This is a genomic window from Corynebacterium pilbarense (assembly GCF_026930265.1).
Taxonomy (GTDB): Bacteria; Actinomycetota; Actinomycetes; order Mycobacteriales; family Mycobacteriaceae; genus Corynebacterium; species Corynebacterium pilbarense.
In genome coordinates this window covers 38,066-64,630 of the sequence record NZ_JANRML010000007.1, presented here as the reverse complement: position 1 = coordinate 64,630, position 26,565 = coordinate 38,066, and the positions used below count along the sequence as shown (strand labels likewise).

Below are 26,565 nucleotides of genomic sequence, written 5' to 3'. Positions count from 1 at the left end.
TGTGCTCGTCGAGTGATCGCAAAAGGATCTCAAAATCGCGTCGATAACGGCCCTTTCAAAGGCCCTCGCCGAGACTGCTACAGGGTAGCAGCCGGTTTCTGCCACACAAAATGCCCGCCCGCCTGGGCTTCCTCGTGCTCGTGCCCCAGCGGGATGCCGCCGCGTTCGCGCATCAGCAGCGTGACCACGAAGCCCGTGACCGTCGCCGCCATCAAGTACACGGTGATCGCGGTGGTGCCGCCCGTCGCCTCACGCAGGGCAGCAGCGATGGTGGGGGCGAACGCGCCACCCAAGATCGCGCCGAGCGCGTAGGAGATGGACGCGCCGGACGCACGGATGGAGGCGGGGAAGAGCTCGGCGTAGAACGCGCCGATCTCGCCGTAGGTCAGGCCGAGCCCGACGGTGAGGAAGACCAGCGCCGCAGTGATCTTCGGCAGCGACCCGGTGTCCACAAGCGGGAACAGTACCGCCACGCCAGCGGACTGCACGATAAAGCCGACCAAAAGGGTGCGGCGGCGGCCGATGATGTCGGACACCCAACCGGCGAACGCGGTGGTGCACAGCCAGGTGGCGGCGGAGGCTGTCACGGCCCACAGGATGTCGCCGCGTTCCAAAGCCAGCCCGGCTGGGTCGGTGGCGTAGTTCTGGATGTAGCCGCCGGTGGTCATGTAGCCCACCGCGCCGTTGGCGGCGAAGATCAGCGCCGCAGCGACGACGAGCCCGGCGTGGCGCTTGAACAGGGACCCGACTGGGTTTCGCGCGCCGACCTCGCGCATCTGTTCCACCACGGGCGATTCCTCCACGCCGGTGCGGATCCACCAGCCCAAAAATGTCAGCCCGATGGACAGCAGAAAGGGCACGCGCCAGCCCCACTGCAAAAACGCCTCGCCGGGGGCGATCATGGTCATCAGCGCCAGTACCCCGGAGGACAGCAGCAGCCCCGCTGGCACGCCCACCTGGGGCCCGGCGCCGTAGAGGCCGCGCTTGTCGGTCGGCGCGTGCTCCACGGCCAAAAGCACCGCGGAGCCCCATTCACCGCCGGCGGAGGTGCCCTGCAGGATGCGCAGCAGCACCAGGGCGGCCGGCGCGAACCAGCCGGCGGTCTCGTAGGTGGGCAGCAGCCCGATCAGCGCGGTGGCGGTGCCCATGGTGAACAGCGTGACCATGAGCACGCCGCGGCGCCCCAGCCGGTCGCCGAAGTGGCCCGCCAGCACCGCACCGAGCGGCCGGAACAAAAACGACAGCCCGACGGTGAGGAAGCTGGCAATCGTCGCCGCCGCGGGCCCGAGTGGGCCGAACATGACCTGGTTGAACACCAGCCCGGCGACGGCGGCGTAGAGGAAGTAGTCGTACCACTCGATGGCGGTGCCGATGGTCGTGGCCGCGATGACGCGGCGTCGCTCACTGCGCACGGCTGAAAGCCTCTAAAAGCGCGTCGGTTTCCTCCGCATTGGTCACCGTCACGCGGATGCCCTCGGGGAAAGCGCGCACCAGCACACCTTCCGCGGCTAGCCGGTCCGCCAACTCTTGGCCGGCGCCGGGCAGCCACACAAAGTTTGCTTGGCTTTCTGCGAGCCCAAGCTTATCGACGACACGGCTCCGCTCGGCCACGGTGCCGTCGATACGCGCACGCAGTGCCTCCTGTGCTTTGAGCGAGGCGAGTGCCGCCTCCTGCGCCACCGCGCTGACGGAAAAGGGGATGGAGACTTTATTCAGCGCCTCGATGATCGGGCGCGGGCCGAACGCGTAGCCGATGCGTGCGCCGGCTAGCCCGTACGCCTTGGAGAAGGTGCGAAGCCCCACCACGTTGGGGTAGCGGGTGATCACCTCGGTGGCGACAGGCGTGTCGGCGGCGTGGTTGTACTCGAAGTAGGCCTCGTCGAGCACGACGAGCACGTCCGCCGGCACCTCGTCCATGAAAGCGGTGAACTCGGCGCTAGTGATTGTGGTGCCGGTCGGGTTGTTTGGGTTGCAGATGAAAATCAGCTTGGTGCGGTCGGTCACCGCGGCGGCTAGTGCCGGCATGTCCAGTCTGCCGTCGCTGTCCAGCGGAACGCGTACGGGGGTGGCTCCGACGACCTGGACGAAGATCGGGTAGGCCTCGAAGCTGCGCCAGGGGAAGATCACTTCGTCGCCGGGCTGGGCCGTAATTTCCACCAGCTGCTGGCACAAGGCGGATGAACCGGCACCGAGCGCGACCTGCTCCGGTGCCACACCAAGGTGCTCGCCGAGGGCCGTGCGCAGCTGCAGCGCGTCTATGTCCGGGTAGCGGTTGATCTCGCCGAGCGCTTTGCTCATGGCGTCGAGCACCGGCGGCAGCGGGCCCTCCGCGCACTCGTTGGAGGACAACTTGATGGCGCGTTCGTCGCGCACGCCGGGGACGTACGGGGGAATGGCCTCGAGGTCGGGGCGGATCATGCGTGGCTCCTCTGCGTGGTTAGTGAGATTAGGCCCAGCACGATGATCCAGCCGGTCAGCGTGGCTAGGCCCATCCGGTATTCCGGAAGAATACCCATCAGCACGAGCACGAGGATGAAAAACGCGATGCAAATCCAGTTGGCCGCCGGGTACAGCGGGGCGGGAAAGGTTGCGCTCTTGGAGGTTTTGCGGAAGTTCAAGTGCGAGATGCAGATGCCCGCCCAGGTGATCAGCTCGGTGCCGACGATGATGGCGAGCAGCACCGCGAAGATTTTGCCTTCGAAGAAGTAGTTCAGGATGACGACGGTGCCCATCAGCGCGGCGTCGAAAAGCAGGGCTTTGGTGGGCAGCCCCTTCGCGCTGGTGGCGGCGAACGCGCGCGGTGCCTGGCCGTTGCGGGCGAGGTCGCGCAGCATACGCGCGCCCGAGTACGTCATGGTGTTGAGCACCGAGAACACCGCCACCACGATGACCACGTTGAGCACGGTGGCCGCCGGGCCGAAACCGACACCGGAAAGCACACGGATGAACGGGCTCTCGTTCGATTCCTGCTCGTTCCACGGGGCGAGCAGCAGGATGGTGCCGATGCCGCCGAGATAGAACACCAGAATGCGCCACACCACGGAGTTCACGGCGCGCGGGATTGCGGACTTCGGGTTGTCCGTCTCGCCGGCGGCGGTGCCGATGGACATGATGCCGCCGAATGTGAACGTCACCGCCACCAGAGCGAACAGCACGCCGGAGATGCCGTTTGGCATGAACCCGCCGTGGTCGGTGATGTTGGAAAGCCCGATTGCCTCGTCCGGGCCTAAGCCGAGCACGAGCGCGAACCCGAGCACGATCATGAGCACGAGTGCCGCGACTTTGATGAGCGAGAGCCAGTATTCGGTCGCGGCGAACACCCGCACGTTGAACAGGTTGAGCGCGACCACCAGCAGCAGCGTCACCAGTGCGGTGACCCAGTGGGGCAGGGCGGGGAACCAGTAGTCCAAGAACGTGCCCATGGCGGTCAGCTCCAGCATGCCCACCACGACGGTGGTGAACCACCAGTTCCAGCCGGTGATGAAGCCGGCCACCGGTCCGATGAACGTGCGCGAGTAGGCCGCGAAGGAGCCGGAGACGGGGTGCTCGACCGCCATCTCACCGAGCATGCGCATGAGGAAGTACACGATCGCGCCAACGAGCGCGAAGGAGATCAGTACCGCGGGCCCGGCGTACTGGATTGATCCGGCGGAGCCCAAGAACAGGCCTGTGCCTATCGACGAACCAAAGGCAATCATCATCAATTGCCTACTTTTGACGCTCCTGTTCAGGCCCTGTTCTTGCAGGCTTTGGTTCTGGCTCAAGGTTTAGTTTCCTGTCGGTGGTCGTGTGGTGGTGCGGGACATACCTCGGAATTCGGCGATGGCGGTGTCGCCGTCGTAAAGCGTGACGTCCGAAAGCCCGTTGCGCCCCCACGTGTGGCGCTCGTGCGCAACACCGCGGATGGTGCGGCCCATTTTCGCGGGCGCGAGGAAGATGATCTCGGACTGTGCGCTTACGGTCGGGTCGGTGCGTCGCGAGTTGCAGGCGCCTCCGAACAGTGCGTCGGCGAAGGTGAACAGCACACCGCCTTGGCACACGCCGAAGCCGTTGGCATGGCGCGCTTCAACTGTGAACTCGCCCTCGGCCAAGCCAGGCTCGAGGCGTGTGATGGTCGCGCCGAGGTACTCCAGGGTGGCGTCGTTGTCGAACATGGACTTCGCGTGCTCGAGGTCGGGGGTGAGATCCACCGACGGGGCGTAGCGCTCGTACATCCTTTTTCCTTCCCGTATGCGTGAAGCCGGGGCAGCGCAAGTGCTGCCCCGGCTGTCGTGGCCCGGCGAACCGTGGCGGCTACGCCTGGCCCTCGAACAGGGTGGTCACGGAACCGTTTTCGAAGATCTCGTGGATCGTCTTTGCCAACAGCGGCGCGATGGACAGCACCGTGAGGTTGCTCCAGCCCTCGGTGTCCTGCGGCAGGGTGTCGGTGGCGATGACTTCCTCTGCGCCGCAGTCGCTGAGGCGCTCGCGGGCCGGGTCGGAGAACACGCCGTGGGTGCAGGCGATGACCACGGACTTCGCGCCGGCCTCTTTGAGCACGCCGACGGCGCCGGCGATGGTGCCGCCGGTGTCGATCATGTCGTCCATGAGGATGCAGTCCTTGCCGTCGACGTCGCCGACGACGCGGTTGGACACGACCTTGTTCGCGGCGTCGACGTCGCGGGTCTTGTGCACGAACGCCATGGGGGCGTCGCCGAGCATGTTGGCCCACTTCTCGGCCGACTTCACGCGGCCGGCGTCGGGGGAGACCACCACGAGGTTGTCCAGCGGGTACTTGGACTTGATGTAGTCCACCAGGATCGGCTGGGCGTGCATGTGGTCCACCGGGCCGTCGAAGAAGCCCTGGATCTGGTCGGTGTGCAGGTCCACAGAGACGATGCGGTCCGCGCCGGCGGCGGTGAGCAGGTCCGCAATCAGGCGGGCGGAGATCGGCTCGCGGCCGCGGTGCTTCTTGTCCTGGCGGGCGTAGGGGTAGAACGGCAGGATCGCGGTGATGCGCTTGGCGGAGCCGCGCTTGAGCGCGTCGATCATGATGAGCTGTTCCATCAGCCACTTGTTCAGCGGCTGGGCGTGGGACTGCATGACAAAGCAGTCGGCGCCGCGGACGGACTCTTCGAAGCGGATGAAGATCTCGCCGTTGGCGAAGTCGCGCGCGGTGGTGGGAACCAGCTCGATGCCGAGCTCCTTGGCCACAGCCTCTGCGAGGGCCGGGTGGGCGCGGCCGGTGAAGACCTTGAGGTCTTTGTGGTTTTCGGTGGAGTAACCAGTCATGTAATTAACCCTCTCGCTTCGCGTTTTTTGCTGCTTCAGCCGCGTCAGTGCCCGGGCGGCGCTTTTCCACCCAGCCTTCGATGTTGCGCTGGCGGCCTTCCTTGATGGCCAGCGCGCCGGCGGGCACATCCTCGGTGACCACTGTACCCGCGCCGGTGTAGGCGCCATCACCGATGTTCACCGGTGCGACGAACATGGTGTCGGAGCCGGTGCGGCAGTAGTCGCCGATGGTGGTGTGGTGCTTGTTCACGCCGTCGTAGTTGGCAAACACGGAGCTTGCGCCGATGTTGGAGTGCTTCCCCACGGTGGCGTCACCGATGTAGGTCAGGTGCGGCACCTTGGAGCCTTCGCCGATCTTGGCGTTCTTGGATTCGACGAAGCCGCCGAGTTTGCCGTGGGCCCCGAGTTCGGTGCCGGGGCGGATGTAGGTGAACGGGCCGACGGTGGCTTCCTCGCCGATGACGCCGAGTTCGCCCTGGGTGCGCACGACGGTGGCGCGGGCGCCGACTTCCATGTCGGTCAGGGTGGTGTCGGGGCCGATTTCGGCGCCGTCGCCGATGACGGTGGAGCCCCACAGCTGGGTGTTCGGGTGGATGACCACGTCGCGGCCGATTTCCACCTCGACGCCGATCCAGGTGGTGTCCGGGTCGATCACGGTCGCACCGCCTCGCATCGCCTTCTCGACGAGCCTGCGGTTGAGCTCCTTGCCAGCCTCCGCCAGTTGCACTCGGTCGTTCACGCCGGCCAGTTCGCGTGCGTCGGGGGCAGTAAAGGCGGTGACCCGGAGGCCGTCGCCACGCGCGATGCTCAGCACGTCGGTGATGTAGAACTCGCCCTGGGCGTTGTCCGGGGTGACGCGTGTGAGGGCGTCGCGAAGCACCTTGCCGTCGAAGGCGAATACGCCGGAGTTGACCTCGCGGACGGCGCGCTGCTCGTCGGTGGCGTCCTTTTCCTCCACGATTTCGAGGACGTCGCCGGCCTCGCCGCGGATGATGCGGCCGTAGCCGGTGGGGTTGTCGAACTCGAGCGAGAGCACGGTGACCGCGGCGTGCTCGGCCTCATGTTTTTCCACGAGCGCCTGCAGGGTCTCCGGGGTCAGAAGCGGCACGTCGCCGTTGGTGACCACCACGGTGCCGTCGAAGTCCGGGATGGCGGACAGGCCCACCTGGACGGCGTGGCCGGTGCCGTTTTGCTCCTCCTGGATGGCCTGGCGGATCTCCACGTGCATCTGCTCGGCGATCTGCTCCACGGCCGGAGCGACCTGGTCGCGCTGGTGGCCGACAACCGCAACCAGGTGGTTGGGGTGCACACCGGCGGCTGCGTGCAGGGAGTGGGACAGCAGGCTACGCCCGCCGATCTCGTGCAGCGTCTTCTGGCGGTCGGACTTCATGCGGGTTCCGGCGCCGGCCGCAAGCACGACAACGGCACGTTCGAAGTGGGTAGGCACTCGAATGCTCCTTGTTTTATGGGATTTGTAGCGGGTTTTTGTCGGCCACAAGCATAACGCCTAGGAGGCGGCCGCCGAGACTTCTTTCAGGTTCCGCGCGCCGAAAACACCGGCGTAGCCCACAACGGCAAGGAAGATCAGCGCCGCCTGCGGCCCGAGCACCGCAATCGCGGAGGACACCGCGCCGACGACGAGGAGGACCACGCCCATCACCGTGTTGGAAGCGCCGGTGATCATGGTGCGTTTGTCGCCGTCGGCCATATCCACAAGGTAGGTCTTACGGCTCACGCGTACCGCGGTGTGGGCGAGGTTGACCAGGAAAAAGCCCAGTGGCATGACCCAGGCGTTCACCGCAGAAGGTGCCAGGCGGGCACTTGCGACAAGGGCCACGATCACGGTCGAGGCCACGCCGGCTGCCCAGGCCATCGTGCTTTTCGACGACCTGTCGGAAAGCTTGCCCGACACCCTGCCGCCCAGCAGCGACGCGCCGCCTGAGGCGATGATGAATGCACCCAGGCCCGTTAGATCCGCGCCCTCATCGCCGGCCATCACCACGATGAACGGGGTGGAAAGTGCGGTGACCAGCATCAGCGAGCGCACCACCAGGAACTTCTGCAGGTCCCGGTCGCCCTTAACCAGCGCCCACATTTCCTTCATGCTCTGGCCGTCTTTGGACTCCGGTTCGGCTTCCGGCTCGTCGATGCCGCTGAAGACCAGCGACGCCAGAGCCCACGTCAAAGCGCCCACGGCGAGCAGCGCGGCGATCGTCCACTGCGGCAGGTTGCTCGGCAAAAACGTCAGCAGCAGACCGATCGCGAGCGTGAACGCGCCGGCCAAGGCGGTGGCGCGGCCGGTGATACTGCCACGGCGGCCCTTGGAAATCGTGCGCCCCTGCACGTCCTTGCCCGCCAGAGAGCACAACGAGCGAAACAACGCATGGGCGGCTAGAAGGATCAGGATGACGGCGCCGAGCGGAGTGCCGTCGAGAAGCAAGGCGCTCAGCGCAATGAGGCCTGCGGCGATGGCTTGGCCCCACGAACCGATGAGCCACACGCGTTTGCGGGAGCGCTTCGAGGTCACCCACGGGCTCAAAAACGCCTGCGGCAGCATCGAGCCGGATTCGCGGATGGGCACGAGAAACGAGGTCAGCACCGCCGGCACACCCGCGGCGCCGAAGAGCCACGGCAGCACCGTCTTCGGAGCGACGACCTGGTCGCCGATGTTTTGCAGGCCGTTTGACCAGATGAACCGGCGTGCGTTGCGTTCCTCGCGTTGATCGTTAGACATACAGCGGATAGTAGGGTCGAAAGAGAGTATCAGCGAACCGGGAGGCGGACATGGCAATGAGCAGACGCACATTCTTCAGAGGCACACTTCTCGCGACGGCGGCGCTGGCCGCAGCAGCCACAGGTACGGCGTGCTCGACGTCCTCGCAGACGAAACCGCTGGGCGCGGACGAAAAGGCGCGCCCGCTTCGCATCCCGCCGCTGTACGAGGGCGAGCTCGACGGCAACGTGCGCCGCTTCGAGCTGACCGCGCAGGAAGGCGAGTTCGAGATCGTGCCCGGAACGATGACCAAGACCTGGGGTTTCAACGGCCCGTACCAGGGCCCGACGCTGTACATGCGCCGCGGCGAGGAAATCGACATGACGGTGCACAACGAGCTGCCGGAGCCGACGGTTGTGCACTGGCACGGCCTGCACCTTCCCGCCACCGCCGACGGCGGGCCGGCGCTCATGTTCGACCCAGGTGAGTCCTGGTCGCCGTCGTGGACCGTGGACCAGCCGGCGGCGACCTGCTGGTACCACCCGCACCCGCACGAAAAGTCCGCCGTCCACGCCTACCGCGGACTGGCCGGGGGCATCGTGCTTGACGACGACTCCGCCTTCCCTGGCCTCCCCAACGACTACGGGGTAGACGACATCCCCGTGATCATCACCGACGCCAACTTCACCGAAGACGGCCAGCTGGACGAGGAAAACGGCTGGGTCGGCTCCACCGTGATGGTTAACGGCATGACCAAGCCGCGCTTCGAAGCGACCACCCGGCGCGTGCGCCTGCGCGTGCTTAACGGCGCGACGATGCGTTTCCACCACCTGTCTTTGGGCAAGCCGTTCCACGTGGTGGCCACGGACCAGGGCTTCCTGGACGCCCCGGTCGAGGTCGACGGCGTGCTGCTCAGCTCCGGCGAGCGCGTGGAGATCGTGGTGGACCTGGAGCCGGGCAAGGACTTGATGCTGCGCAGCGACGGCCTCCCGGACCTAGGCGGCATGCCGGATAAGGAAACCGCGGAGATGTTCGGCTTCACCGACAAATTTGACCTGCTCGAGATTGCAGCGCCTGTGGAAGACGCCCCCGAGGTGCCCGAGCTCGCGGATTCGCTGGTGCCGTTCGAGGTGCCCGATGCGGAGTCTGTGGAGGTGGAGCGCGAGTTCCGTCTCAACGGAGTGGAAATCAACGGCAAGACCATGGACATGACGCGCGTGGATTTCACCGTGGACCACAAGGGCCCGGAGATCTGGCACGTGACCAATGAGAACGACGACATGGCCCACAACTTCCACATCCACGACGCGCGCTTTGCCGTCATCGGTGTGGAAAACGGCGAGTTGGAGTTCACCACCGGCTGGCACGACACCATCACCGTCCCGCCGCTGGCCACGGTGAGCCTACTTGTGCAGATGGGCTACTACCCGGACCCGAGCCTGGCGTACATGTACCACTGCCACATGCTCAACCACGAAGACAGCGGCATGATGGGCCAGTTCGTCATCGTCGAGCCTGGCCAGGAGGCGGACCTGGATCTTCCGGCCGGCCACGGCGGGCACTAGCCGACCGGTTGCGCCGCGCCGGCCCGGGATGGCCTAAGCCGGCAGCGGGTTTAGCCGCGCACGTTGTGGCCGATGACTGCTGGCAGGAGCAGGGGAGCGTCGCCGAGCAGCGCCTTGAGGTTGCCGTCTCGCTCCACCGCACTGGTGACAGTTCGGACCTTCGAACCGGACTTGTCGCGCCCGCGTCCCCGGTTCGCGCCAGCCGCCATAGGGCCCGCAGCGAAGGCGCCGCCTCGCGCGCCGTGGGCGTTGTTGCTTGCCGCACCGTTCGCTCCGGCGGCGTAGGACGAGCCCGCGCCGGTGCCGCCAGCGCCTGCACCACCGATACCTGGGCGCATGCCGTTGACACCTTGCCCCGTTCCGGCGTGTGATCCGGCTCCAGCGTTGAACCCAGCACCTGACCCCGTCCCAGCGCCGCGGCCAGCACCCGGCGCGGCACCGAAACCGCGGCCGTTGGCGAAGCCACTACCGGCACCGGCACCGGTGCCGAGGCTGCCGCCTGCGCCTGCGCCTGCGCCTGCGCCGGCGCTAGTGCGGGCGCTGTTCGCGAGCCCGGCGCTAGCGCTTCGACCGGACGCTGCACTGCGGCCACCTGCGACGGCGTTGCTCGGCGCGAGGCCGAGTCCCGCCGCACCGGTGCCGGCGTTGGCGGGGCTTGCAGCCGCGTTGGTGTGCGGCGTGCCGCTGAATCCGCTGATGGTCGGGGTGGCGGTGTTGGTAGGGGAGGCGGGAGTGCTCGTCGACAAGCTGCCTGCTGCTGACGGGGCAGGCGGGGCGAGAACCGCCGAAGCAGACTGGGTGGGAGCCGCGCCCGCGGCGATGCGCTCGAAGGTCTCAGGGGTGGGGCGGCCGTACTGCTGGATGACCTCCGCCGGCGACTTCGCGTGCGCGAGGTCGCCATAGCCGCGGCTGGTCAACACCTCCTGCAGCCCGGGCGGCAGTTCAGTCGGCGTATACGACGTGGTGGCCGGGGCTGGCACGTCGGTGCTGGCGTACGGCGTCGACGGCAGCTTGCCTGCCTCGGGCAACAGGCGGTTAAACGCCGGAATTGCCGGCTGGAGCCCCGAGGGGACGCGGAGGGAGTACGACCCGAGGTAGTCCGACTCAATCTGCTTCTTGATCTTCGGATCCTCCGCCGCGGCATAGGCAGCCGCGGCGGCCGCCGCGTACATACTCTCCGAGTCCGCCGTCATGCCGAGCGCCTCCGTGTGGTTGGCGAGCGAACGCGAGTTAGCCACGTATTCCAAGCCCGCATTCTGAATCTGGGTGAGCTTTTTCATCGCCTCTTGGATCCAGACAGTGTCCGCCGACGAGCTCAAAGCGTGGTGGACCCCATTGAGCTCATCCATGGCATCCGCGATCAGCTGAGCGTTGGAATTCCAAAAGTCCGACGCCGAGTACGCCAACGACGTATTGGTGAGGTTCAGATTCATTTCCGCGCCGAGCAACGACGTCTCCGACGCGGAGGATACGGCTGTGTTATCAAACGTATTGGTTTCCGGGTCTGCGGCCTTAAGCTGCTGGAACCCCTGGGAGTACATTGGCGTCAGCGCCTGTGCTGAACGACCGAGCGGTGCCAGCAGAGAGCCCATCATCCCGGAGAACGACTCATCCGTCTGCTGCGTGTTGGTCAACGCCAGCCACAGGTTGTCTGCGGTGTGCTTCAGATACAGCGCGATAGCCTGGTTGGCCTCCGGCGCCCTCTCATCCCCGATCGGGCTGAGGCGCTCGCCCGCCTCATCCAAGCCTCCCGCGTTGGAGAACCCGGAGAGGGAACTTCTTTGAGTGAGACGATGATTGTTAGTAAGGCTCCTGCTGACTTCTCGCAGCTGTTCGACAGCGCGGAAGACTCCATCAGTGTCTACAGAAATCTTCATGTGACCCCCATTAGTTTAAGTTCTTGGTGCCACCGTAACTTCGCAATGAACCAGTCGAAAGGCTTTGTCCATTTAAATGGACATTCAACTCTTTGAGTTCAAACTAGCGGTGTAAAGCGCCTCCAGGTTTTCAATTGCAGCTTGGCAAGTACGGTCTTGATCGTTGTAACCATCTAAGCCAGAAATCTCGGAAACGATCCCTCCACGTGGGGTGTCAATCTGGGCGTAGCAATGAGTGCCGATCCCGTTCTTGGGGCCATAGACGAAGATTTCGGGTAGTAATTCCGAAGAATATTGCTCCAGAAAAGCGACTTGCTCACCAACAGTGTTTTGATTGGCGTTGTTGTTTCCAAAACCCTCGCCGGGAAGATCGCTGTGCTTCGTGAAACTGCACGCGTTCAAACCCCGCGCCAGCCCCGCGTACTCCTCCGGGATCGGCTCGACGTTGTCGAAGCCGGCGGCGGCGAATTCTTCGGGGGAGATTTCGGTGCAGGGGTCGAAGATGTCGTCGCCGAGGGTGTAGGGGTCGAAGTCGCCGATTTCGAGGGTGCCGCTTTCGAAATGGAACGCGGTGGGAGTCTCGGCGGAATCCGGGGAGTCGGCACCGTGCGAGGTGGGCTCGGTGGTGTTTTGGCTGGGGGTGGGGGATGCAGGGGCGTCGATAGGCAAGGGCTCCGAAGCGCACCCCGCGAGTACCCCGCATGCAACGAGCCAAGCGATGTGGCGTTTCATGTACCCCTCCAATAAAAAAGCTTCCCCACCAGGACTCGAACCTAGAATGACGGTACCAAAAACCGTAGTGTTGCCGATTACACCATGGGGAATAGCACCGCTGATTGTAGACCAGACCCGCCAACTGCCAAAGACGGGGTTAACACTACGACGCTCTAAGCTAGGTCGCATGGCTCGAAGGCGAATGACAGCACCCCAGCGCAGAGATCAGTTGATCGGAGTGGGGCGGCAAGCATTCGCTGAGCGCGGTCTCGACGGCATTTCCATGGAGGAGATCGCGGCGCGCGCCGGGGTGTCCAAGCCTGTGGTGTACGAGCATTTCGGCAGCAAGGAAGGCCTGTACCAGGAGGTTGTGCGGCTGGAGATGGCCCGGCTGGAGCGCACGATTACGTCGAACATCCAGGCCGGCCCGTGGCGCGACCGCATTGAGCGCGGCGTGCTGGCGTTGCTCACCTATGTGGAGGAGGAGACGGACGGGTTTGTCATCCTCGCGCACGGTCAGCTGCCGGGGGAGGGGCGGACGTATTCGACGATTCTCAACCGCGTCACCGCCGAGGTGAGCTACCTGCTGGGGGAGGCGTTTAAGCACCGCGGGCTCGACGAGTCGATGGCGGGGCTGTACGGTCAGGCGCTTGTCGGCACCGTCTCCAATTCTGCGCTGTGGTGGCTGGACGAGCGCACGCCGGACAAGCACACTGTGGCGGCGCACATTTCCAACCTGTGCTGGAACGGGTTGCGGGGGATGGAAGCGCAGCCGCGCGTGTACGGAAGCGGCGAAGCGAGCGATAGCGCGAGCGACGAGACAAGCGACGAAACCGCAGAGAAGGATGCGTAAGACACATGACTGAAACCACCCCGCCCGTGTTGGGCGGTTTGCTCACGGCGGCGCTGACGGACCCGAAGTTGAAGGGGTTGGTCACGCACGTGGGCGAGGATTCGTTGCACGTCACGGGCATCGACCAGGTGCGCTCCTGGGCGGCCGGTGCGATTGCGCGCGAGACGCCGGTGCTGTTGGTCACGGCTACCGGCCACGAGGCGGAGGATCTCGCCGCGGAGTTGAAGGCCATTTTGGGCGAGGAGAAGGTCGCGCAGTTCCCGACGTATGAGACGCTGCCGCACGAGCGTCTTTCGCCGGCGCCGGACATTGTGGGGCGCCGCTCGAAGGTGCTGTGGGAGATGCCGCGCGTGATCGTCGCGGCTGCGCGCGCGGTGTGCCAGCCGGTGCTGCCGCCTGCCCAGCCGATCAGCATCGCGGTGGACCAGGAGCACGACTTTGAGGACCTGACCGCGAAGCTGGTGCACTTCGCGTACAACCATGTGGACATGGTGGCGCAGCGCGGCGAGTTCGCCACCCGCGGCGGCATCATCGATGTCTTCCCGACCACCGCGCAAAACCCGGTACGCATCGAGTTCTGGGGCGACGAGGTCACCGACATCCGCTCGTTCGCAGTCGCGGACCAGCGCACCATCGAGGAGGTGCGGTCGGTGGATCTGCACCCTGCGAGGCAATTGCTTATCGACGATACCGTGGCCGCCAAAGCCGACGACCTCGCGCGAAAATTCCCCTCCAACCCGACGCTGTCGTCGCTGCTGGCGCGTATCTCGGAGAAGCAGCCGGCGGACGGCATGGAGGCGCTCATTCCGGCGCTGACGGACAAGCAGTACTCCGTGCTGCCGGAGCTTATGCCCGCTGGCTCTGTGGTGTTAGTGACCAACCCGGAGAAGGTGCGCACCCGCATCGCTGATTTGGAGGCGACGGACCGCGAGTTCCTCGAGGCCGGCTGGGAAGCAGCCGCCATGGGCGCCGAGGGACCTGTCGTGGTGGAGGGCCTGGACGTGTCCGCCTCGTCGTACCGCTCCTACGAGTCGCTGGAGGTCTCCGCCTCCAAGGCCGGCAACGCCTGGTGGACGTTCGCCCCGCCCGGCATGTTCGCCGCCGACGACGCGGAGACGCTGCCTTTGGAGTTTGAGGCCGCGCCTGCGCCGAAAGGCGACCCGAAGGCGATCGAGCAGCTCTACGCCACGCTGAAGCTCCACATCGGCCAAAACCACGGCAAGGTCGCGTTCGTGGCACCGGCGAAGGGCACGATCGACCGCATGGCGGAGCGCCTGCGCGAGCACGGCGTATCCGCCCGCGTGGCCACGCCCGGCTTGGAGCCCGTCGAGGGCGCGGTGACGCTGTACCAGGCACTGTCGCACGCGGGCCTGGTCTTCGGCGGGCCGAACCTGGTCGTGGTCACCGAAACTGACGTCACCGGCAACCGCGTGGGCGATATCGCAGGTGCTAAACGACGGGCCCCGCGCCGGCGCAACCGCGTCGACCCGCTCGCCCTGCAGCCTGGCGATTTCGTGGTGCACGACACCCACGGCATCGGCAAGTTCGTGAAGATGGCGGAGCGCACCGTCAAGGCTGGCGACGAGGACTCGCGCCGCGAATACATCGTGCTGGAGTACCAGCCCGCCAAGCGCGGCCAGCCCGGCGACCAGCTGTGGGTGCCAATGGAGTCGTTGGACTTGCTGAGTAAGTACACCGGGGGCGAGAAGCCGTCGCTAAGCAAAATGGGCGGCTCCGACTGGAAAGCGACGAAGCGCAAGGCGCGCGCCGCAGTCCGCGAGATCGCAGGCGAGCTGGTGGAGCTCTACGCCAAGCGCCAGGCCGCGCCGGGCCATGCGTTCGCGCCGGACACCCCGTGGCAGCACGAGATGGAAGATGCCTTCCCGTTCGTGGAAACCGAAGACCAGCTCACCGCCATCGAAGCGGTGAAGTCGGACATGGAAAAGCCCACCCCGATGGACCGCGTCATCGTGGGCGACGTGGGCTTCGGCAAAACCGAGGTCGCCGTGCGCGCCGCGTTCAAGGCAGTCCAGGACGGCAAGCAGGTCGCGGTACTCGTGCCCACGACGCTTCTGGCCCAGCAGCACTTCTCCACGTTCAACCAGCGCATGGACGGCTTCGGCGTGACGGTGCGCGAACTGTCGCGTTTTACCACCGCCGCGGAGTCCAAGGAGATCATCTCCGGGCTTGCCGACGGCTCCGTGGACATCGTCATCGGCACCCACCGCCTACTGCAGACGGGCGTGCAGTGGAAAAACCTCGGCCTGATCATCGTGGACGAGGAGCAGCGCTTCGGCGTCGAGCACAAGGAGCACATCAAGGCGCTGAAATCGCACGTGGACGTGCTGACCATGACCGCGACACCGATCCCGCGCACCCTAGAGATGTCGCTGACCGGCATCCGCGAGATGACCTCCATCACCACCGCGCCGGAGGACCGCCACCCCGTGCTGACCTACGTCGGCCCGCAGGAAGACAAGCAGGTCGCCGCCGCGATCCGCCGCGAGCTGCTCCGCGACGGCCAGGTCTTCTACATCCACAACAAAGTCTCCGACATTGAAAAGACCGCCCGCCAGCTGCGCGAGCTGGTCCCGGAGGCGCGCATCGTCGTCGCCCACGGCCAGATGAGCGAGCAGGTGCTCGAACAGACGGTGCAGGGTTTTTGGAACCGCGACTACGACGTCATGGTCTGCACCACCATCGTGGAAACCGGCCTGGACATCGCCAACGCCAACACCCTGATCGTGGAAAACGCCCAGAACATGGGTCTTTCCCAGCTGCACCAGCTGCGCGGGCGCGTGGGGCGCTCCCGCGAGCGCGCCTACGCGTACTTTTTGTACCCGAAGGACAAAACGCTCACGGAGACCTCCTACGACCGCCTGGCCACCATCGCCCAGAACAACGACTTAGGCTCCGGAATCGCCGTGGCGCAAAAGGACCTGGAGATGCGCGGCGCTGGCAACGTGCTGGGCGCCGAGCAGTCCGGCCACATCGCCGGGGTGGGCTTTGATATGTACGTGCGCCTGGTCAGCGAGGCCGTGGAGACCTTCAAGGGGCTCATGAGCGGTGAGCCTGTCGACGCCACCGACAAGGGCCCCAAGGAAATCCGCGTGGACCTGCCCGTGGACGCCCACATCCCGGAGACCTACATCAACTCCGAGCGGCTGCGCCTGGAGGTTTACCGCAAGCTCGCAGAGGCCCGCGACGACGACGCCCTGACCGCTGCCGCCGACGACATGATCGACCGCTTCGGTGCACCGCCGAGAGAGGTCGAGCACCTCATGGCCGTGGCGCGGCTGCGCAACCAGGCCCGTGAGGCGGGTGTTTCCGACATCCTCACCCAGGGCAGCCGCATCAAGCTGCACCCGGTTGAGTTGCCGGACTCTAAGCAGGTGCGCCTGAAGCGCCTGTACCCGGGCGCGAACTTCCGCGCCGCGGCCAAGGCGTTGCAGGTGCCGATGCCGCGCGAAGGCGGCGCGAAGCGCGCCCTGAACGCGCCGAACCTGCGCGATACGGAGCTGCTGCAGTGGGTGGCCGACTTCATGACGGAGATGCTCGACGCGCCGAAGATCTCCGTCGCCGGAGCCGCCAAAGCTGAGGAGAAGCCGAAGAAGAAGGTGTTCTCCGTCAGCGAGTAGCGGCCTGCTCATCCTGCCTAGAAGAACTGGGGCAGGATGAGCAGCATCCCGATGCTCCAGGTCAGGTGCACGGCGACCGGGGAGTAGAGCCGGCCGGTTTTCGCTGCTTCGCAGTAGGCCACCGCCCCCAGTGCGCCGGCGGCGAACACCAGCAGCGGCACGCCCATCACGCACGTGACCAGGCAGTAGACCAGCGTGGACCACACGCCGGCCTGCACCGCAGACTGGCCCATGCCCCGCAGCTGACGCGGAACCACGTCGCGGAACACCAGCTCCTCGCCGATGCCGTTGACCACCAGCACCAGCAGCGTCAGGGCGTAGCCGCCTTTGTCGGGCGTGTCCAGCAGCTCCGCCGCGGGGCCGGCGAGGAAGGGGATGTGCTGCACCACCAGGGCGCCGAGGACGAACACGAGCGCCAGGGCGGCGCCGATGAGGGCGCCGCGGAGGACGTCGATAAGCTTTCTGGGCCCCATAAACGCCTGGCGGTTGCCCCATAGCCACCACGCGGCCGCGTACACCACGGCGGTAAAGGCGGTGGCCCAGTAGAAGCCCGCAGTGCCGTCGCCGGCGCGGCGCGCCAGAAATAGTCCGAGTGCGCCGAGGGCGCAGGGAGCTAAGAAGAGCCATTGCCTGGTCAAGTGGGATCTCCGTCCAAGTAAATTCGCCGATCCGGGAGCAAGATTACGGCATGGCTGTACCACGAACTGGTCTGGTCACCGGGGCGACGGGCTACGGAGGTGGGCCGGACCCGGTCGGCAGTTACTTCACGGAGAAGGTGATCATCTCGGTGTCGTCCGGCTTGCCGCGGTAGCGGCCGTCGTCGCCCGGAAAGTTGTTGTCCAGTGCGGTGAGGTAGCGGCCGTCTTCCAGCTGGATGATGGTCTCGACGCTGAGCAGCGCGAATTGGAACGGGTCGCCGACACCGTAGGCGCGGGCGTCGGAGACCATGCCGATCTTGCCCGGGTTGGCAATGTTGAGTAGGTCCGCCATGAGGTCCTTCTGCAGCGTGGAGCCAGCCTTCGCGTCCGCGAAGTCCTTTACCTCGAAGACCTTCTTCAGCTGGGCCTCCGATCCGCGGAAATCGTCGCGCTCGAGCATGAGCAGGCGGCCGTCCTTGGTCAAAAATGCGTCGCCAATCAGCGCGTCGTCGTTTTCTGCGAGGTAGTCCCAGGTCTTGCCGGTGTACTTTCCGGTTTCGGTGTCGAACTGGGAGATCACGCGCACACGCTTGTCGGTGGCCTCGTCGAGGTAGCCCTCGAAGATCGGGTAGAGGTAGCGGCCGTCGGTGGCCATGGCCTCGAAGCCCTTGGAGTTGCGCAGGTTCGGCATTTCTTTGGCACCCAACGTCGGGTTGGACGGGCTCTTAACGTCCGGGTAGGCGTACGGGGCGTCGAGAAGTGTGCCGTCCTTGTCCACGTGGAGGATGTAGGGGCCGAACTCCTCGCCGACCCAGAAGGTGCCGTCCGCGGCCTGAACGAAGGACTCAGGGTCGAAGTCCGCGCCGGTAAGTAGGCGGTCCTCGGTGTCGTTGTTGACGATGTCCCAGGAAATCTTGTTGTTCGGGTCCTTCAGCGAGACGTAGTCCAGCACTTCGATGCCGCCGGTGTCTTTCGGGTCCTTCGCGGTGTCCGCGGTCTCCCAGTTCGGCTTCACCGTGTAGATGCGCAGCAGGAAGTCGGAGGAGTTCTGTTTCGAGCCGAAGCCGTTGTCGGGAAGCGCGTAGAACTGGCCATCGCCCTTCTCAATAATGCCGGAAAAGCCCGGGATGACCTGGCCCTTGAACGGGTGGGTCTGCCCGTTGCCGTCGAAGGCATCCTTGCCGGAATCCGGGCCTGGCGCCTGGTAGAGCGCCGAGAGCTTCGCGCGGCCGTCAAGGACCGGGCCTTCCGCATCAGGTGCCGTCTGGGTCGGGGCTGTGGCCTGGTCGCTGGACCCGGTGCCCTCTGAGCTTCCGCCGGCGGCGGCGCCGATCGCGCCGCCGACAAGGCCGCCGACGACGAATACGCCTGCGACAGCAGCGATGATCTGCTCGAGGCTGAGGTCTTTGAAGATCTGATCGAGCGGGGAGGGGAGATGAATATTCATGGGCTGTAGCCTTTTTTAATCGCTTGCGGGTGGACGCGAAACTCAGAAGATACTGAGATTTCGCACAGCGAGTGTAAGGCCACTCGGCCGGCTCCGCTCGGTGAAAATGAGCTGGCCGATTGCGGTTTGCGTACGGCGGGGAAGTACGATGTTTCCCGTCGCCCCTATAGCCCAATTGGCAGAGGCAGCGGACTTAAAATCCGCCCAGTGTCGGTTCGAGCCCGACTGGGGGCACCACTACACAGCGGTGTAGCCGCCGTCCGCGAGGTGGTAGGAGCCGTTGACAAACGATGCGTCGCTTGAAAGCAAGAAGCTCACCACAGCCGCAATCTCTTCGGGCTCGCCCAGGCGGCCAGCAGGATGCTTATCGACGAGCGCCTGGCGGGCCTCACCCTGCGCCCTTTGAATCAGCGGCGTGTCGATGTATGCCGGACCCACGCAGTTGACCCGGATGCCGGTGGCGGCGTAGTCCGCGGCGAGCGACTTGGTCAGCCCCACAACGCCGTGCTTCGCGGCGGTGTAGCCCTCGATGCCGCCGGCGCGGCCCACGGAGCCGTGGATGGAAGACATGTTCACAATCGCGCACTGCTCCGTGTTGGCCTGTGCGAGGAATTGCTTGAGCTGGTAGTGGCAGCCGTAGGCCACACCGGACAGGTTGATGGAGATGACCCTGTCCCAATCGGCAAGATCCTTGTCCGCCAGCGGGGTGTGGTCGCCGATGCCCGCGTTGTTTACGGCGAGGTGGAGGGCACCGTAGGTGTCTACGGCGAACTGCACGGCCGCCTCGTTATCCTCCTTGCTGGCCACGTCCTGGCGGAACGCGGCGGCAGTGCCACCATTCGCCTCGATCGCGGCTGCGACCTCTTTGGCGGCGTCCTCGTTGAGGTCGGCGACTACGACCTTTGCGCCTTCGCTGGCGAGACGTTCCGCGATAGCCTTGCCGATGCCGGAAGCGCCGCCGGTGACTAGCGCAACCTTATTGTCGAACTTGCCCATGACTGCTTCATGTCCTTCCGTGGGGAAATAGGTGCAGTCAAAGTGTAAGCAAGCATCGACCCTCGCACGGTCGGATTTGGGCAACTACTTCTTCGCTGCGCCGAGCGCCGCCTTTATCAGCGGGATCTGCAGCGGCAGGCGTCCGATGGAAATGATCTGCTTCTGCCACGGCTCGTTGCGCCACTGCCACGCCATGTTGAAGTTGGCCGGCCACACCGCGGCGAGCAGCGCAGCGGCGAACTTCCCGCCGGCAGCCCGCGTTTTCGGGTTGGCCAGCAGGGCAGCGGCGGCGAGCTCGGCCACGCCGGAGACGTACGTGTAGGTGCGTGCGGAGCCGGGAAGGGCGTCGGGCACGATGCCGTCGAAAGGCTCAGGCTTTACAAAGTGGAGCACGCCCGCGCCAGCGAACAGGGGAATGAGAAACTTCTGAAACTTGGTCACCCCGCCGAGAGTACGCCTCACACCGCCTGAGCCACCTGGTCGGCGACGAAGGCGGACCCGGCGCGGGAGGGGTGCAGGGCCATGTTGTAGCCGGCCGTGGTGGTGTCGATGAGCCCGGCCACCCAGCGGTCGGCGTCGCGGGCGCAAGTGCTGTGGTCGGTGGAAAGCGCGTGGATGTCGATGAACGTTGCGCCCACCTGAGCGGCGAGCGCGCGCTGGTAGTCCTGGGTGCGCTGCTCCCACTGCCGCACCCGGGGTGCGGGGACGCCGAACGGGGCATTCGGCACCACGTTGATCAGGCAGATCCGCCCGGTTCCACCGGTGACCGAGAGCATCCCCGGGATGAGGATCTTGGCCCGGGGTGCGGCGGCGCGCACCTTGGCCACGGCCTCGTGCATGTTGCGGAAGTAGTTGTCGCGCACGGCGTCAACGTTGTACGGCGCGCCGGGAGATTCGACCAGCGGGCGCCAGTGATCGTTGAACCCGACCGCCAGCGTTACCGCGCGAGTGTTGGCGTTGAGGTCGCCCGCGCGAACCGCGAGGTCGACGTGGCCGGGCAGGCTGGCCGATTTGTGGCCGGTGCACGACCAGTCCGCCACGGTAAGACCGGTGCGGGCTTGTAGCTGGCGTGGCCAATTGTCCGGCCCCTGCAGGCACCCAGCCTGGCTGGGGTAGGAGGAGACCAGCCTTTCCGATGAACCGGACGACAGCTGCGAGCTTCCGGCGAGGTTGAGCGCGGAGTTGCGGTACTGGTCCGGGTTCGAGGTGTACGAATCGCCGAAGACGACCACGTTGCCGGTGGGCTCAGCCGTGGCAGGCGCGGCTGTGCTGGCGACAATGGCCGCGCATGCGGCAATGCCAGCGGCGACCTTGCGGAATAGAGCTTTCATTCAGACAACCCTACCGGTTGCCTTTGATGTCGCTGTACGCCGCGAGCGCGGTCTTTCGTCGATAAGCACACCCGCAACCTCCCCGCGCGATGCGGCCCACGAAAGCGCGGGGTTGTCCGTGACGCGCAGATCGTCGCGGAACCAAACAAGAGTGGTGGGCACGTGCGCCTCCATTCAGTAGAGTCAAGGCCATGACTGATCGTATGAATGTGGAATCCTTCAACCTCGACCACACCAAGGTAGCCGCCCCGTTCATCCGGCTCGCGGACCGCAAGCAGCTGCCCGCAGGCGACACGCTGGTGAAGTGGGACATCCGCTTCAAGCAGCCCAACGTCGAGCACCTGGAGATGCCGGCGGTGCACTCGCTGGAGCACATGTTCGCCGAGCACGCCCGCAACCACGCGGACAACGTCATCGACTTCGGCCCGATGGGCTGCCAGACCGGCTTCTACCTCATGCTTTCCGGCGACGTAGCCGAGGCCGAGGTTGCTGAGCTGGTGGAAAAGACGCTGACGGACATCACCAAGGCCGACGAGGTCCCGGCCGCCAACGAGAAGCAATGCGGCTGGGGTGCAAGCCACGACCTGGAGGCGGCCAAGCGCGAGGCCCAGGCGTTTTTGGACAAGCGCGACGAGTGGGGCAGCGTCTTTAAGTAGTCGGGTCCACCACCCGGATGTGAAGCGGCGCGGTGCGCAGGCGGTAGACGCCCGGCACCGCGTCGAATGTTGCGAGCAGCTCGTGGGCGAACGCCGCGGTGGCGGGGACGACAATATGGTCGCTCGCACACTCGGTTGTCGGCGAGTGCGGGTTGAGCAGCAGCCAAGTCTCGCCGTTGAGCAGCGCGAATGACCTACCGTGCAGCAGGCGGTGGCGCGCGGCGCGGAGCAACGCGCGCGCAGCCGCCGGATCCAGGTCCACGCGCCCCTCGGTATCGACCTCGAGGTAGCGGGCGTGCATCGCGCCTATCGACGACCCTTCGGACCCCACCGCATCTTCCAACAATGCCCGATCCTGCGGGTCGGCGCTGATGGGGTCGCGGTCCGTAGAAGTAAGGCCGAGCGGCACGCGGTCGCCGACAAAGGCCGCGAATTTCAACGGATCCCAGGACAGGATCTGCTCCACGTCGTCGCCGTTGATACCGACCGCGTACGTGAAACGGATCAGGCCAGTGGGCCCGTCAACCACACCGAGGACCGGGTCGGTGACAAACACGAAGCCGGACAAGGTACCTCGCGGGTTGTCCAGCACGAGGTAGTGGCCCGGCTCGATGTCGTCGCGGGCGGCGCGGGCGAGTAGGCGTGCCGGCCACTCGTCGGGAAGCGCAGGCGTGCCGGGCACGCGCAACGTCAGTTCCGTTTGGGTGCCCGCGACAGGCTGGGAAGACTCCACGCGCGACTTGCCGTACGTGCAGTACAACACGTGGGGGACCGGCTCGGGCAGCACGTACGCGTGGACCTCTAGGCGGCGGTAGGAAAACACGTACGCGTCCTCGCCGCCGGTGGTCTGCGCGATGTGGCCGCGCACCACCTCACCGCCGGGTCTTGGGCCGCGGCGGGCGTTGTCGAGCACTCCCATGCAGCCCACCATATCCCCGCTGGAAGGCAGCGAGTGATCGGCTGGCATCACACTGGCGGGAACCTTTTTGGTACGTGTGGCGTTGTACCCGGTGAACTCTTGGACAAACTCATTGGAAAGGAATGTGCGACGTGAGAAGCACTAACCCCGTTCTGCGCAACATTCCGGGGGCGGATGCGGACAACGGCTACCAGGCCGGCCAGACCGCGACGCTTCCGGGGCACGCGCCCGAAATTGACCAGCAACGCCCGATGACGGTCGACGACGTGGTGACCAAGACGGGCATCACGCTCGCCGTGATCATCGCGTTCGCCGCTGTGAACTTCGGCATCTTCCTCACCGGCAACATCAGTCTCGGCATGATCCTGACGTTCGTCGGCGCCATCGGCGGCTTCATCACCACCCTGGTCAACGCGTTCCGCCGCGAGTTCGGCTCGAAGACGCTGACGCTGATCTACGCCGCGTTTGAGGGCTTGTTCCTCGGCGGCTTCTCCTTGACCGTCTCCGGCTGGTTCACCGTCGGCGGCGCCGATGCCGGCCAGCTCATCTTCCAGGCCATTTTGGGCACGATCGGCGTGTTCATCGGCATGCTCGTGGTCTACCGTCGCGGCGCGATCCGCGTGACTCCGCGTTTCCACCGCATCGTCACCGGCATGATCTTCGGCGTGGCCATCATGGCGCTGGGCAACTTCCTGCTGGCGATCTTCACCGGCATCTCCCCGCTTCGCGACGGCGGCACGCTGTCCATCATCTTCGGCGTGGTCTGCGTCGTACTGGCGGCCCTGTCCTTCCTGCAGGACTTCGACTTGGCCGACAAGCTGGTCCGCACCGGTGCGCCGGAGCGCGCCTCCTGGGGTGTTGCGCTTGGCCTGGCTGTGACCCTGGTGTGGCTCTACACCGAGATCCTGCGCCTGCTGTCCTACTTCAACGACCGCTAGGCCGCTAGGCCCACAGAAAGACAAAGCGCCTCGCTTCCGGATCATCTCCGGAAGCGAGGCGCATTGTTGTGCGCGCGGCTTAGTAGTTGTTGTCCGGAACCACGGACTGGCCGTTGACGGACACGGTGGTGAACACCGGCTTGCCGTCAATGATCTCCGGGTTGCCCAACACAACCTTCACGTCTTCTTCGCGGTTGTCCGGGGAGACAACGACACGGGTGCCGGTGCCCTCGGCGAGATCCTCGCCCCACTGCTCCCAGACGATGTTCTCGAGGAAGTCGTCCTGGTTCTTGCAGTCCACGGTGAGGCGGTCCGGTTGCACCAGGTCGGTGGCGCCGCAGTTATTGAACACCGGGGCGGCAGCGACAGCGGCCTCTGCGGTCTCCTGCTCCTGCACGGCGTTTGCCTCGGTGACGTTGGTCGCCGTCGCGGTGCTGGTGGCGGTGGTCGCGGTGCCGGCGCCCTTCAGGGAGTTCGGGTCCTGGGTGGTGGCGGTGTCGACCTTCTCGGAGGAGGGGTTCTCATGCGGCGGGGTGCAGCCTGCCAGAGCGATGGCGGCCAACGCGGCGACGCCGGCTACAGCTTTGCGGGAAGAGGTGGCAATCACAGGAATGGTCCTTCTGTTTTTTGAAAAGAGAAAAGTACTGGCTACTTCGCGCGGGGCGTGGAGGCCTTGACTGAATCATACGGCTCGGCGGACACGATGGTGACGGAAATCTCGCGGCCGTTCGGGGCGGTGTACTTGCGGGTTTCGCCCTCGGAAGCGCCGACGACGGCGGCGCCGAGCGGGGACTGCTCCGAGTAGGTCTCCAGATCCGCGTTGTCCGTGGAGGCTGCGCGGGTGCCGATGAGGAAGGTCTCGCGGTCGTCCTCGTCGCCGTCGTAGTAGACGTGCACGACGGAACCGACGTGGGCGACACCCTCGACGATGCCGGTGCGCTCGGTGGTGGAGTTGGACAGGATTTCGGAGATCTGCTTGATGCGTGCCTCCTCCTGGTCCTGCTGCTCGCGGGCTGCGTCGTAGCCGGCGTTCTCCTTGAGGTCGCCCTCTTCGCGGCGCTCGTTGATCTCGGCCGCGATGGCGGGGCGGTTGTCAATGAGCTGCTGCAGTTCGGCCTCGAGCTTGGCCTTCATTTCAGGAGTGATGTACTGCTGCTGGGATTCAGCCATAGGGGTCTAAACCTTCCCTGATACGTGAAATCGGCCCGCCGCTCGCGGGCCAATGTGTGCAGATATACAGCCGGAAGATTACCACACGCGGATGTGGCGGTTTCCGCTAGCGTGCTGCGTAGAAGCTGCTCTCCGGGTCCATGTAGAAGGGGAGATTTTCGGAGCAGCCGTAGATGCGCCCCGACACCAACGGCTCGCGCACCGGCAGGTCCACGGCAATGCGGGAGTGCTCGTCGCCGCCAGCTGGCAGGACCACCTCGCGGCGGCCCACCTCCGCGTGGGAGTAATCCACCGCCGTGACGATGCAGTATGCGGGCGTGTCCGGGTTTTTGCGGTTCACGTCGATCCAGAGCCGGCCCGTGTTGTCGTCGATATGCTCTTGCGAAATAAATTCGGCGCGGACTGGCTGGTTGAAGCGCTCCATGATCGTGCGGGCGCCAACGAAGAGCAGGGCGATCATGAGCAGCGCGGAGACAATCGCCACCACTTTGCCGCCGATCGAGCCGCCGGAGCCGCGGTTGCGGCCGTAGCGTTCGGCTGGGCGGGGAGAGGTAGCAGTGCTCACGGAAACGGCTCCTTGCAGGTGGTAAGGACTTTAGCGTTGATGGTACTAAGATGACGCGGAGGTACAGAACTGACCCCTACGAAAGTTGGATTGATCGAGTGACCGGGTTTCGTCTCATGGCAATTCACGCCCACCCAGACGACGAGTCCTCAAAGGGTGCGGCCACCATGGCCAAGTACGCCGCGGAAGGCAACCGCGTCAAGGTTGTCACATGCACTGACGGCAGGCGCGGCGACATCCTCAATCCGGCTATGGACCGCCCCGGCGTGCTAGACAACATCCTCGACGTGCGCCGCGAGGAGATGGCGCGCGCCGCGGCGGCGCTCGGCGTCGAGCACGTCTGGCTGGGCTACGAGGACTCCGGGCTGCCGGAGGGCGACCCGCTGCCGCCGCTGCCGGAGGGCTCGTTCGCGGTGCAGGACCCGGAAGAAGTGGCAGTGGAGATTGTGAAGCAGATCCGCGAATTCCGCCCGCACGTGATCATCACGTATGACGAAAACGGCGGCTACCCGCACCCGGACCACCTGATGGTGCACGCGATTTCCATGATCGCCTGGGAGCGCGCGGGCGACCCGGATTTCGCCCCTGGCGCTGGCGAGCCGTGGACGCCGCTGAAGCTGTACTACTCGCACGGCTTCATCCTGCAGCGCATGAAGCTTCTGCAGGAGCGGCTCATCCAGCGCGGCGAAAAGAGCCCGTACGAGCTGATGATTAAACGCTGGGAGGAAAACGAGGGCGACGTCTTCGACCGCGTGACCACCCAGGTGGAGTGCGCCGACTACTTCCCGCAACGTGCCGAAGCGCTGACGGCCCACGCCACGCAGATCGATCCCGCCGGCGCTTTCTTGGCCAGCCCGGTGAAGGATCAGCAGGACGTCTGGCCCACCGAGGAGTTTGAGCTGGCCGCGTCCAGGGTAAAGACCACCCTGCCGGAAACGGATCTGTTTGCCGGCATCGAGGAGGAAAACTAAATGTCTACGTTCACCATCGCCGCCGCCAGCGCCGCGAATTTCGTGCTGGCCCAGAGCCCGGGCGAGACCCCGGTCGGCCCGGACTTCGGCAAAGCCTCGCCGATTGGGTTGCTGCTGCTGGTGGTCCTGGTCATCGTGGTGCTGTTCATCGGTTGGTCGTTTCACCGCCGCTTCTCCCGTTTCAAGCGCCGCCAGGCGTTCGCGGAAGCGCGCGGGATTGATCCGTTCGATGAGAAAGCCATCGACGAGGCCATGGAGAAGGCTGGTTTGAAGGACCAGCGGAAGAAAAACGCTTTCTAGCTG

At 65.5% G+C, this 26,565-nt stretch carries 26 protein-coding genes and 1 tRNA gene; 8 read left to right on the top strand and 19 right to left on the bottom strand.

From position 1 onward, the window contains the following. Nucleotides 1-77: 77 nt before the first annotated feature. The 7 genes from NUW87_RS06895 to NUW87_RS06865 all read right to left on the bottom strand — a co-directional run bounded on the left by NUW87_RS06895 (nt 78) and on the right by NUW87_RS06865 (nt 8,005). Entirely contained in the window at nt 78-1,412 is a 1,335-nt protein-coding gene (locus NUW87_RS06895; RefSeq protein WP_269027815.1) for an MFS transporter, read from the bottom strand. Further along, a complete protein-coding gene (hisC, locus tag NUW87_RS06890; RefSeq protein WP_269027814.1) occupies nt 1,402-2,418 on the bottom strand; it encodes a histidinol-phosphate transaminase in 1,017 nt (338 codons plus the stop codon). Before hisC ends, NUW87_RS06895 begins: the two co-directional genes overlap by 11 nt. Continuing rightward, entirely contained in the window at nt 2,415-3,701 is a 1,287-nt protein-coding gene (locus NUW87_RS06885) for an amino acid permease (protein ID WP_269027813.1), read from the bottom strand. Before NUW87_RS06885 ends, hisC begins: the two co-directional genes overlap by 4 nt. Before the next feature lie 66 nt (nt 3,702-3,767). After that, the gene (locus NUW87_RS06880; RefSeq protein WP_269027812.1) at nt 3,768-4,214 is read right to left on the bottom strand and encodes a hotdog fold thioesterase; all 447 of its coding nucleotides are present in this window, start codon (nt 4,212-4,214) and stop codon (nt 3,768-3,770) included. A 79-nt stretch (nt 4,215-4,293) separates the two neighbouring features. Further along, entirely contained in the window at nt 4,294-5,271 is a 978-nt protein-coding gene (locus NUW87_RS06875; protein WP_269027811.1) for a ribose-phosphate diphosphokinase, read from the bottom strand. A gap of 4 nt (nt 5,272-5,275) precedes the next feature. Then, nucleotides 5,276-6,718, bottom strand: a complete 1,443-nt coding sequence (gene glmU / locus NUW87_RS06870) for a bifunctional UDP-N-acetylglucosamine diphosphorylase/glucosamine-1-phosphate N-acetyltransferase GlmU (protein ID WP_269027810.1) — start codon at nt 6,716-6,718, stop codon at nt 5,276-5,278. Between the two features lie 60 nt (nt 6,719-6,778). Continuing rightward, a complete protein-coding gene (locus NUW87_RS06865) occupies nt 6,779-8,005 on the bottom strand; it encodes an MFS transporter (protein ID WP_269027809.1) in 1,227 nt (408 codons plus the stop codon). Between the two features lie 56 nt (nt 8,006-8,061). On the opposite strand from NUW87_RS06865, the gene NUW87_RS06860 reads away from it, so the two are divergent. After that, nucleotides 8,062-9,549, top strand: a complete 1,488-nt coding sequence (locus tag NUW87_RS06860) for a multicopper oxidase family protein (protein ID WP_269027808.1) — start codon at nt 8,062-8,064, stop codon at nt 9,547-9,549. Nucleotides 9,550-9,599: 50 nt separating this feature from the next. Here the strand turns inward: NUW87_RS06860 and NUW87_RS06855 are convergent, their stop codons facing one another. Then, on the bottom strand, nt 9,600-11,294 hold the full coding sequence (locus NUW87_RS06855; protein ID WP_269027807.1) for a hypothetical protein: 1,695 nt from the start codon (nt 11,292-11,294) through the stop codon (nt 9,600-9,602). 216 nt (nt 11,295-11,510) lie between these two features. Continuing rightward, complete coding sequence (locus NUW87_RS06850; RefSeq protein WP_269027806.1) at nt 11,511-12,158, bottom strand: DUF3558 family protein; 648 nt, start codon at nt 12,156-12,158, stop codon at nt 11,511-11,513. 169 nt (nt 12,159-12,327) lie between these two features. Between NUW87_RS06850 and NUW87_RS06845 the strand changes: the two genes are divergently transcribed. Beyond that, the gene (locus NUW87_RS06845) at nt 12,328-12,993 is read left to right on the top strand and encodes a TetR/AcrR family transcriptional regulator (protein ID WP_269027805.1); all 666 of its coding nucleotides are present in this window, start codon (nt 12,328-12,330) and stop codon (nt 12,991-12,993) included. Between the two features lie 5 nt (nt 12,994-12,998). Continuing rightward, the gene (mfd, locus tag NUW87_RS06840) at nt 12,999-16,631 is read left to right on the top strand and encodes a transcription-repair coupling factor (RefSeq protein WP_269027804.1); all 3,633 of its coding nucleotides are present in this window, start codon (nt 12,999-13,001) and stop codon (nt 16,629-16,631) included. A gap of 17 nt (nt 16,632-16,648) precedes the next feature. Here mfd and NUW87_RS06835 read toward each other — a convergent pair whose 3' ends face one another. Continuing rightward, nucleotides 16,649-17,269, bottom strand: a complete 621-nt coding sequence (locus NUW87_RS06835) for a CPBP family intramembrane glutamic endopeptidase (protein WP_269027803.1) — start codon at nt 17,267-17,269, stop codon at nt 16,649-16,651. 121 nt (nt 17,270-17,390) lie between these two features. Further along, a complete protein-coding gene (locus tag NUW87_RS06830) occupies nt 17,391-18,716 on the bottom strand; it encodes an esterase-like activity of phytase family protein (RefSeq protein WP_269027802.1) in 1,326 nt (441 codons plus the stop codon). A 160-nt stretch (nt 18,717-18,876) separates the two neighbouring features. Here NUW87_RS06830 and NUW87_RS06825 point away from each other — a divergent pair. Then, nucleotides 18,877-18,953 (top strand) — tRNA-Leu (locus NUW87_RS06825). Here NUW87_RS06825 and NUW87_RS06820 read toward each other — a convergent pair. The 4 genes from NUW87_RS06820 to NUW87_RS06805 form a co-directional block, all read right to left on the bottom strand. Beyond that, nucleotides 18,954-19,712 (bottom strand): SDR family NAD(P)-dependent oxidoreductase, encoded by a 759-nt coding sequence (locus NUW87_RS06820; protein WP_269027801.1) that lies wholly within the window; start codon nt 19,710-19,712, stop codon nt 18,954-18,956. Between the two features lie 84 nt (nt 19,713-19,796). Beyond that, nucleotides 19,797-20,153, bottom strand: a complete 357-nt coding sequence (locus NUW87_RS06815; protein WP_269027800.1) for a DoxX family protein — start codon at nt 20,151-20,153, stop codon at nt 19,797-19,799. A gap of 17 nt (nt 20,154-20,170) precedes the next feature. Continuing rightward, nucleotides 20,171-21,043: a GDSL-type esterase/lipase family protein gene (locus NUW87_RS06810; protein ID WP_269027799.1), complete on the bottom strand. Its 873-nt coding sequence runs from the start codon at nt 21,041-21,043 to the stop codon at nt 20,171-20,173. Next, entirely contained in the window at nt 21,044-21,217 is a 174-nt protein-coding gene (locus NUW87_RS06805) for a deoxyribodipyrimidine photo-lyase (protein WP_377734132.1), read from the bottom strand. Between the two features lie 17 nt (nt 21,218-21,234). Between NUW87_RS06805 and NUW87_RS06800 the strand changes: the two genes are divergently transcribed. Continuing rightward, a complete protein-coding gene (locus NUW87_RS06800) occupies nt 21,235-21,699 on the top strand; it encodes an S-ribosylhomocysteine lyase (RefSeq protein ID WP_269027798.1) in 465 nt (154 codons plus the stop codon). On the opposite strand, the gene NUW87_RS06795 is transcribed toward NUW87_RS06800, so the two are convergent. Further along, nucleotides 21,692-22,618, bottom strand: coding sequence for a suppressor of fused domain protein (locus tag NUW87_RS06795; protein WP_269027797.1), 927 nt, complete (start codon nt 22,616-22,618; stop codon nt 21,692-21,694). The two genes, NUW87_RS06800 and NUW87_RS06795, sit on opposite strands and share 8 nt — an antisense overlap. A gap of 131 nt (nt 22,619-22,749) precedes the next feature. Between NUW87_RS06795 and NUW87_RS06790 the strand changes: the two genes are divergently transcribed. Further along, nucleotides 22,750-23,556 carry a Bax inhibitor-1/YccA family protein gene (locus NUW87_RS06790; RefSeq protein WP_269027796.1) on the top strand — a complete coding sequence of 269 codons (807 nt, stop codon included), beginning with the start codon at nt 22,750-22,752 and terminating at the stop codon, nt 23,554-23,556. A gap of 79 nt (nt 23,557-23,635) precedes the next feature. Here the strand turns inward: NUW87_RS06790 and NUW87_RS06785 are convergent, their stop codons facing one another. The 3 genes from NUW87_RS06785 to NUW87_RS06775 form a co-directional block, all read right to left on the bottom strand. Further along, entirely contained in the window at nt 23,636-24,163 is a 528-nt protein-coding gene (locus NUW87_RS06785; protein ID WP_239217292.1) for a hypothetical protein, read from the bottom strand. Nucleotides 24,164-24,204: 41 nt separating this feature from the next. Further along, nucleotides 24,205-24,726 carry a transcription elongation factor GreA gene (gene greA, locus NUW87_RS06780; protein WP_034999593.1) on the bottom strand — a complete coding sequence of 174 codons (522 nt, stop codon included), beginning with the start codon at nt 24,724-24,726 and terminating at the stop codon, nt 24,205-24,207. A 106-nt stretch (nt 24,727-24,832) separates the two neighbouring features. Further along, nucleotides 24,833-25,291 (bottom strand): DUF4307 domain-containing protein, encoded by a 459-nt coding sequence (locus tag NUW87_RS06775; protein ID WP_239217291.1) that lies wholly within the window; start codon nt 25,289-25,291, stop codon nt 24,833-24,835. Between the two features lie 116 nt (nt 25,292-25,407). Here NUW87_RS06775 and mca point away from each other — a divergent pair, with 116 nt between their 5' ends. Together mca and NUW87_RS06765 are read left to right on the top strand one after the other, a co-directional pair. Continuing rightward, entirely contained in the window at nt 25,408-26,262 is an 855-nt protein-coding gene (gene mca / locus NUW87_RS06770; protein WP_269027795.1) for a mycothiol conjugate amidase Mca, read from the top strand. After that, on the top strand, nt 26,263-26,562 hold the full coding sequence (locus NUW87_RS06765; protein WP_239217289.1) for a hypothetical protein: 300 nt from the start codon (nt 26,263-26,265) through the stop codon (nt 26,560-26,562). It begins immediately after the preceding gene. Nucleotides 26,563-26,565: the final 3 nt, after the last annotated feature.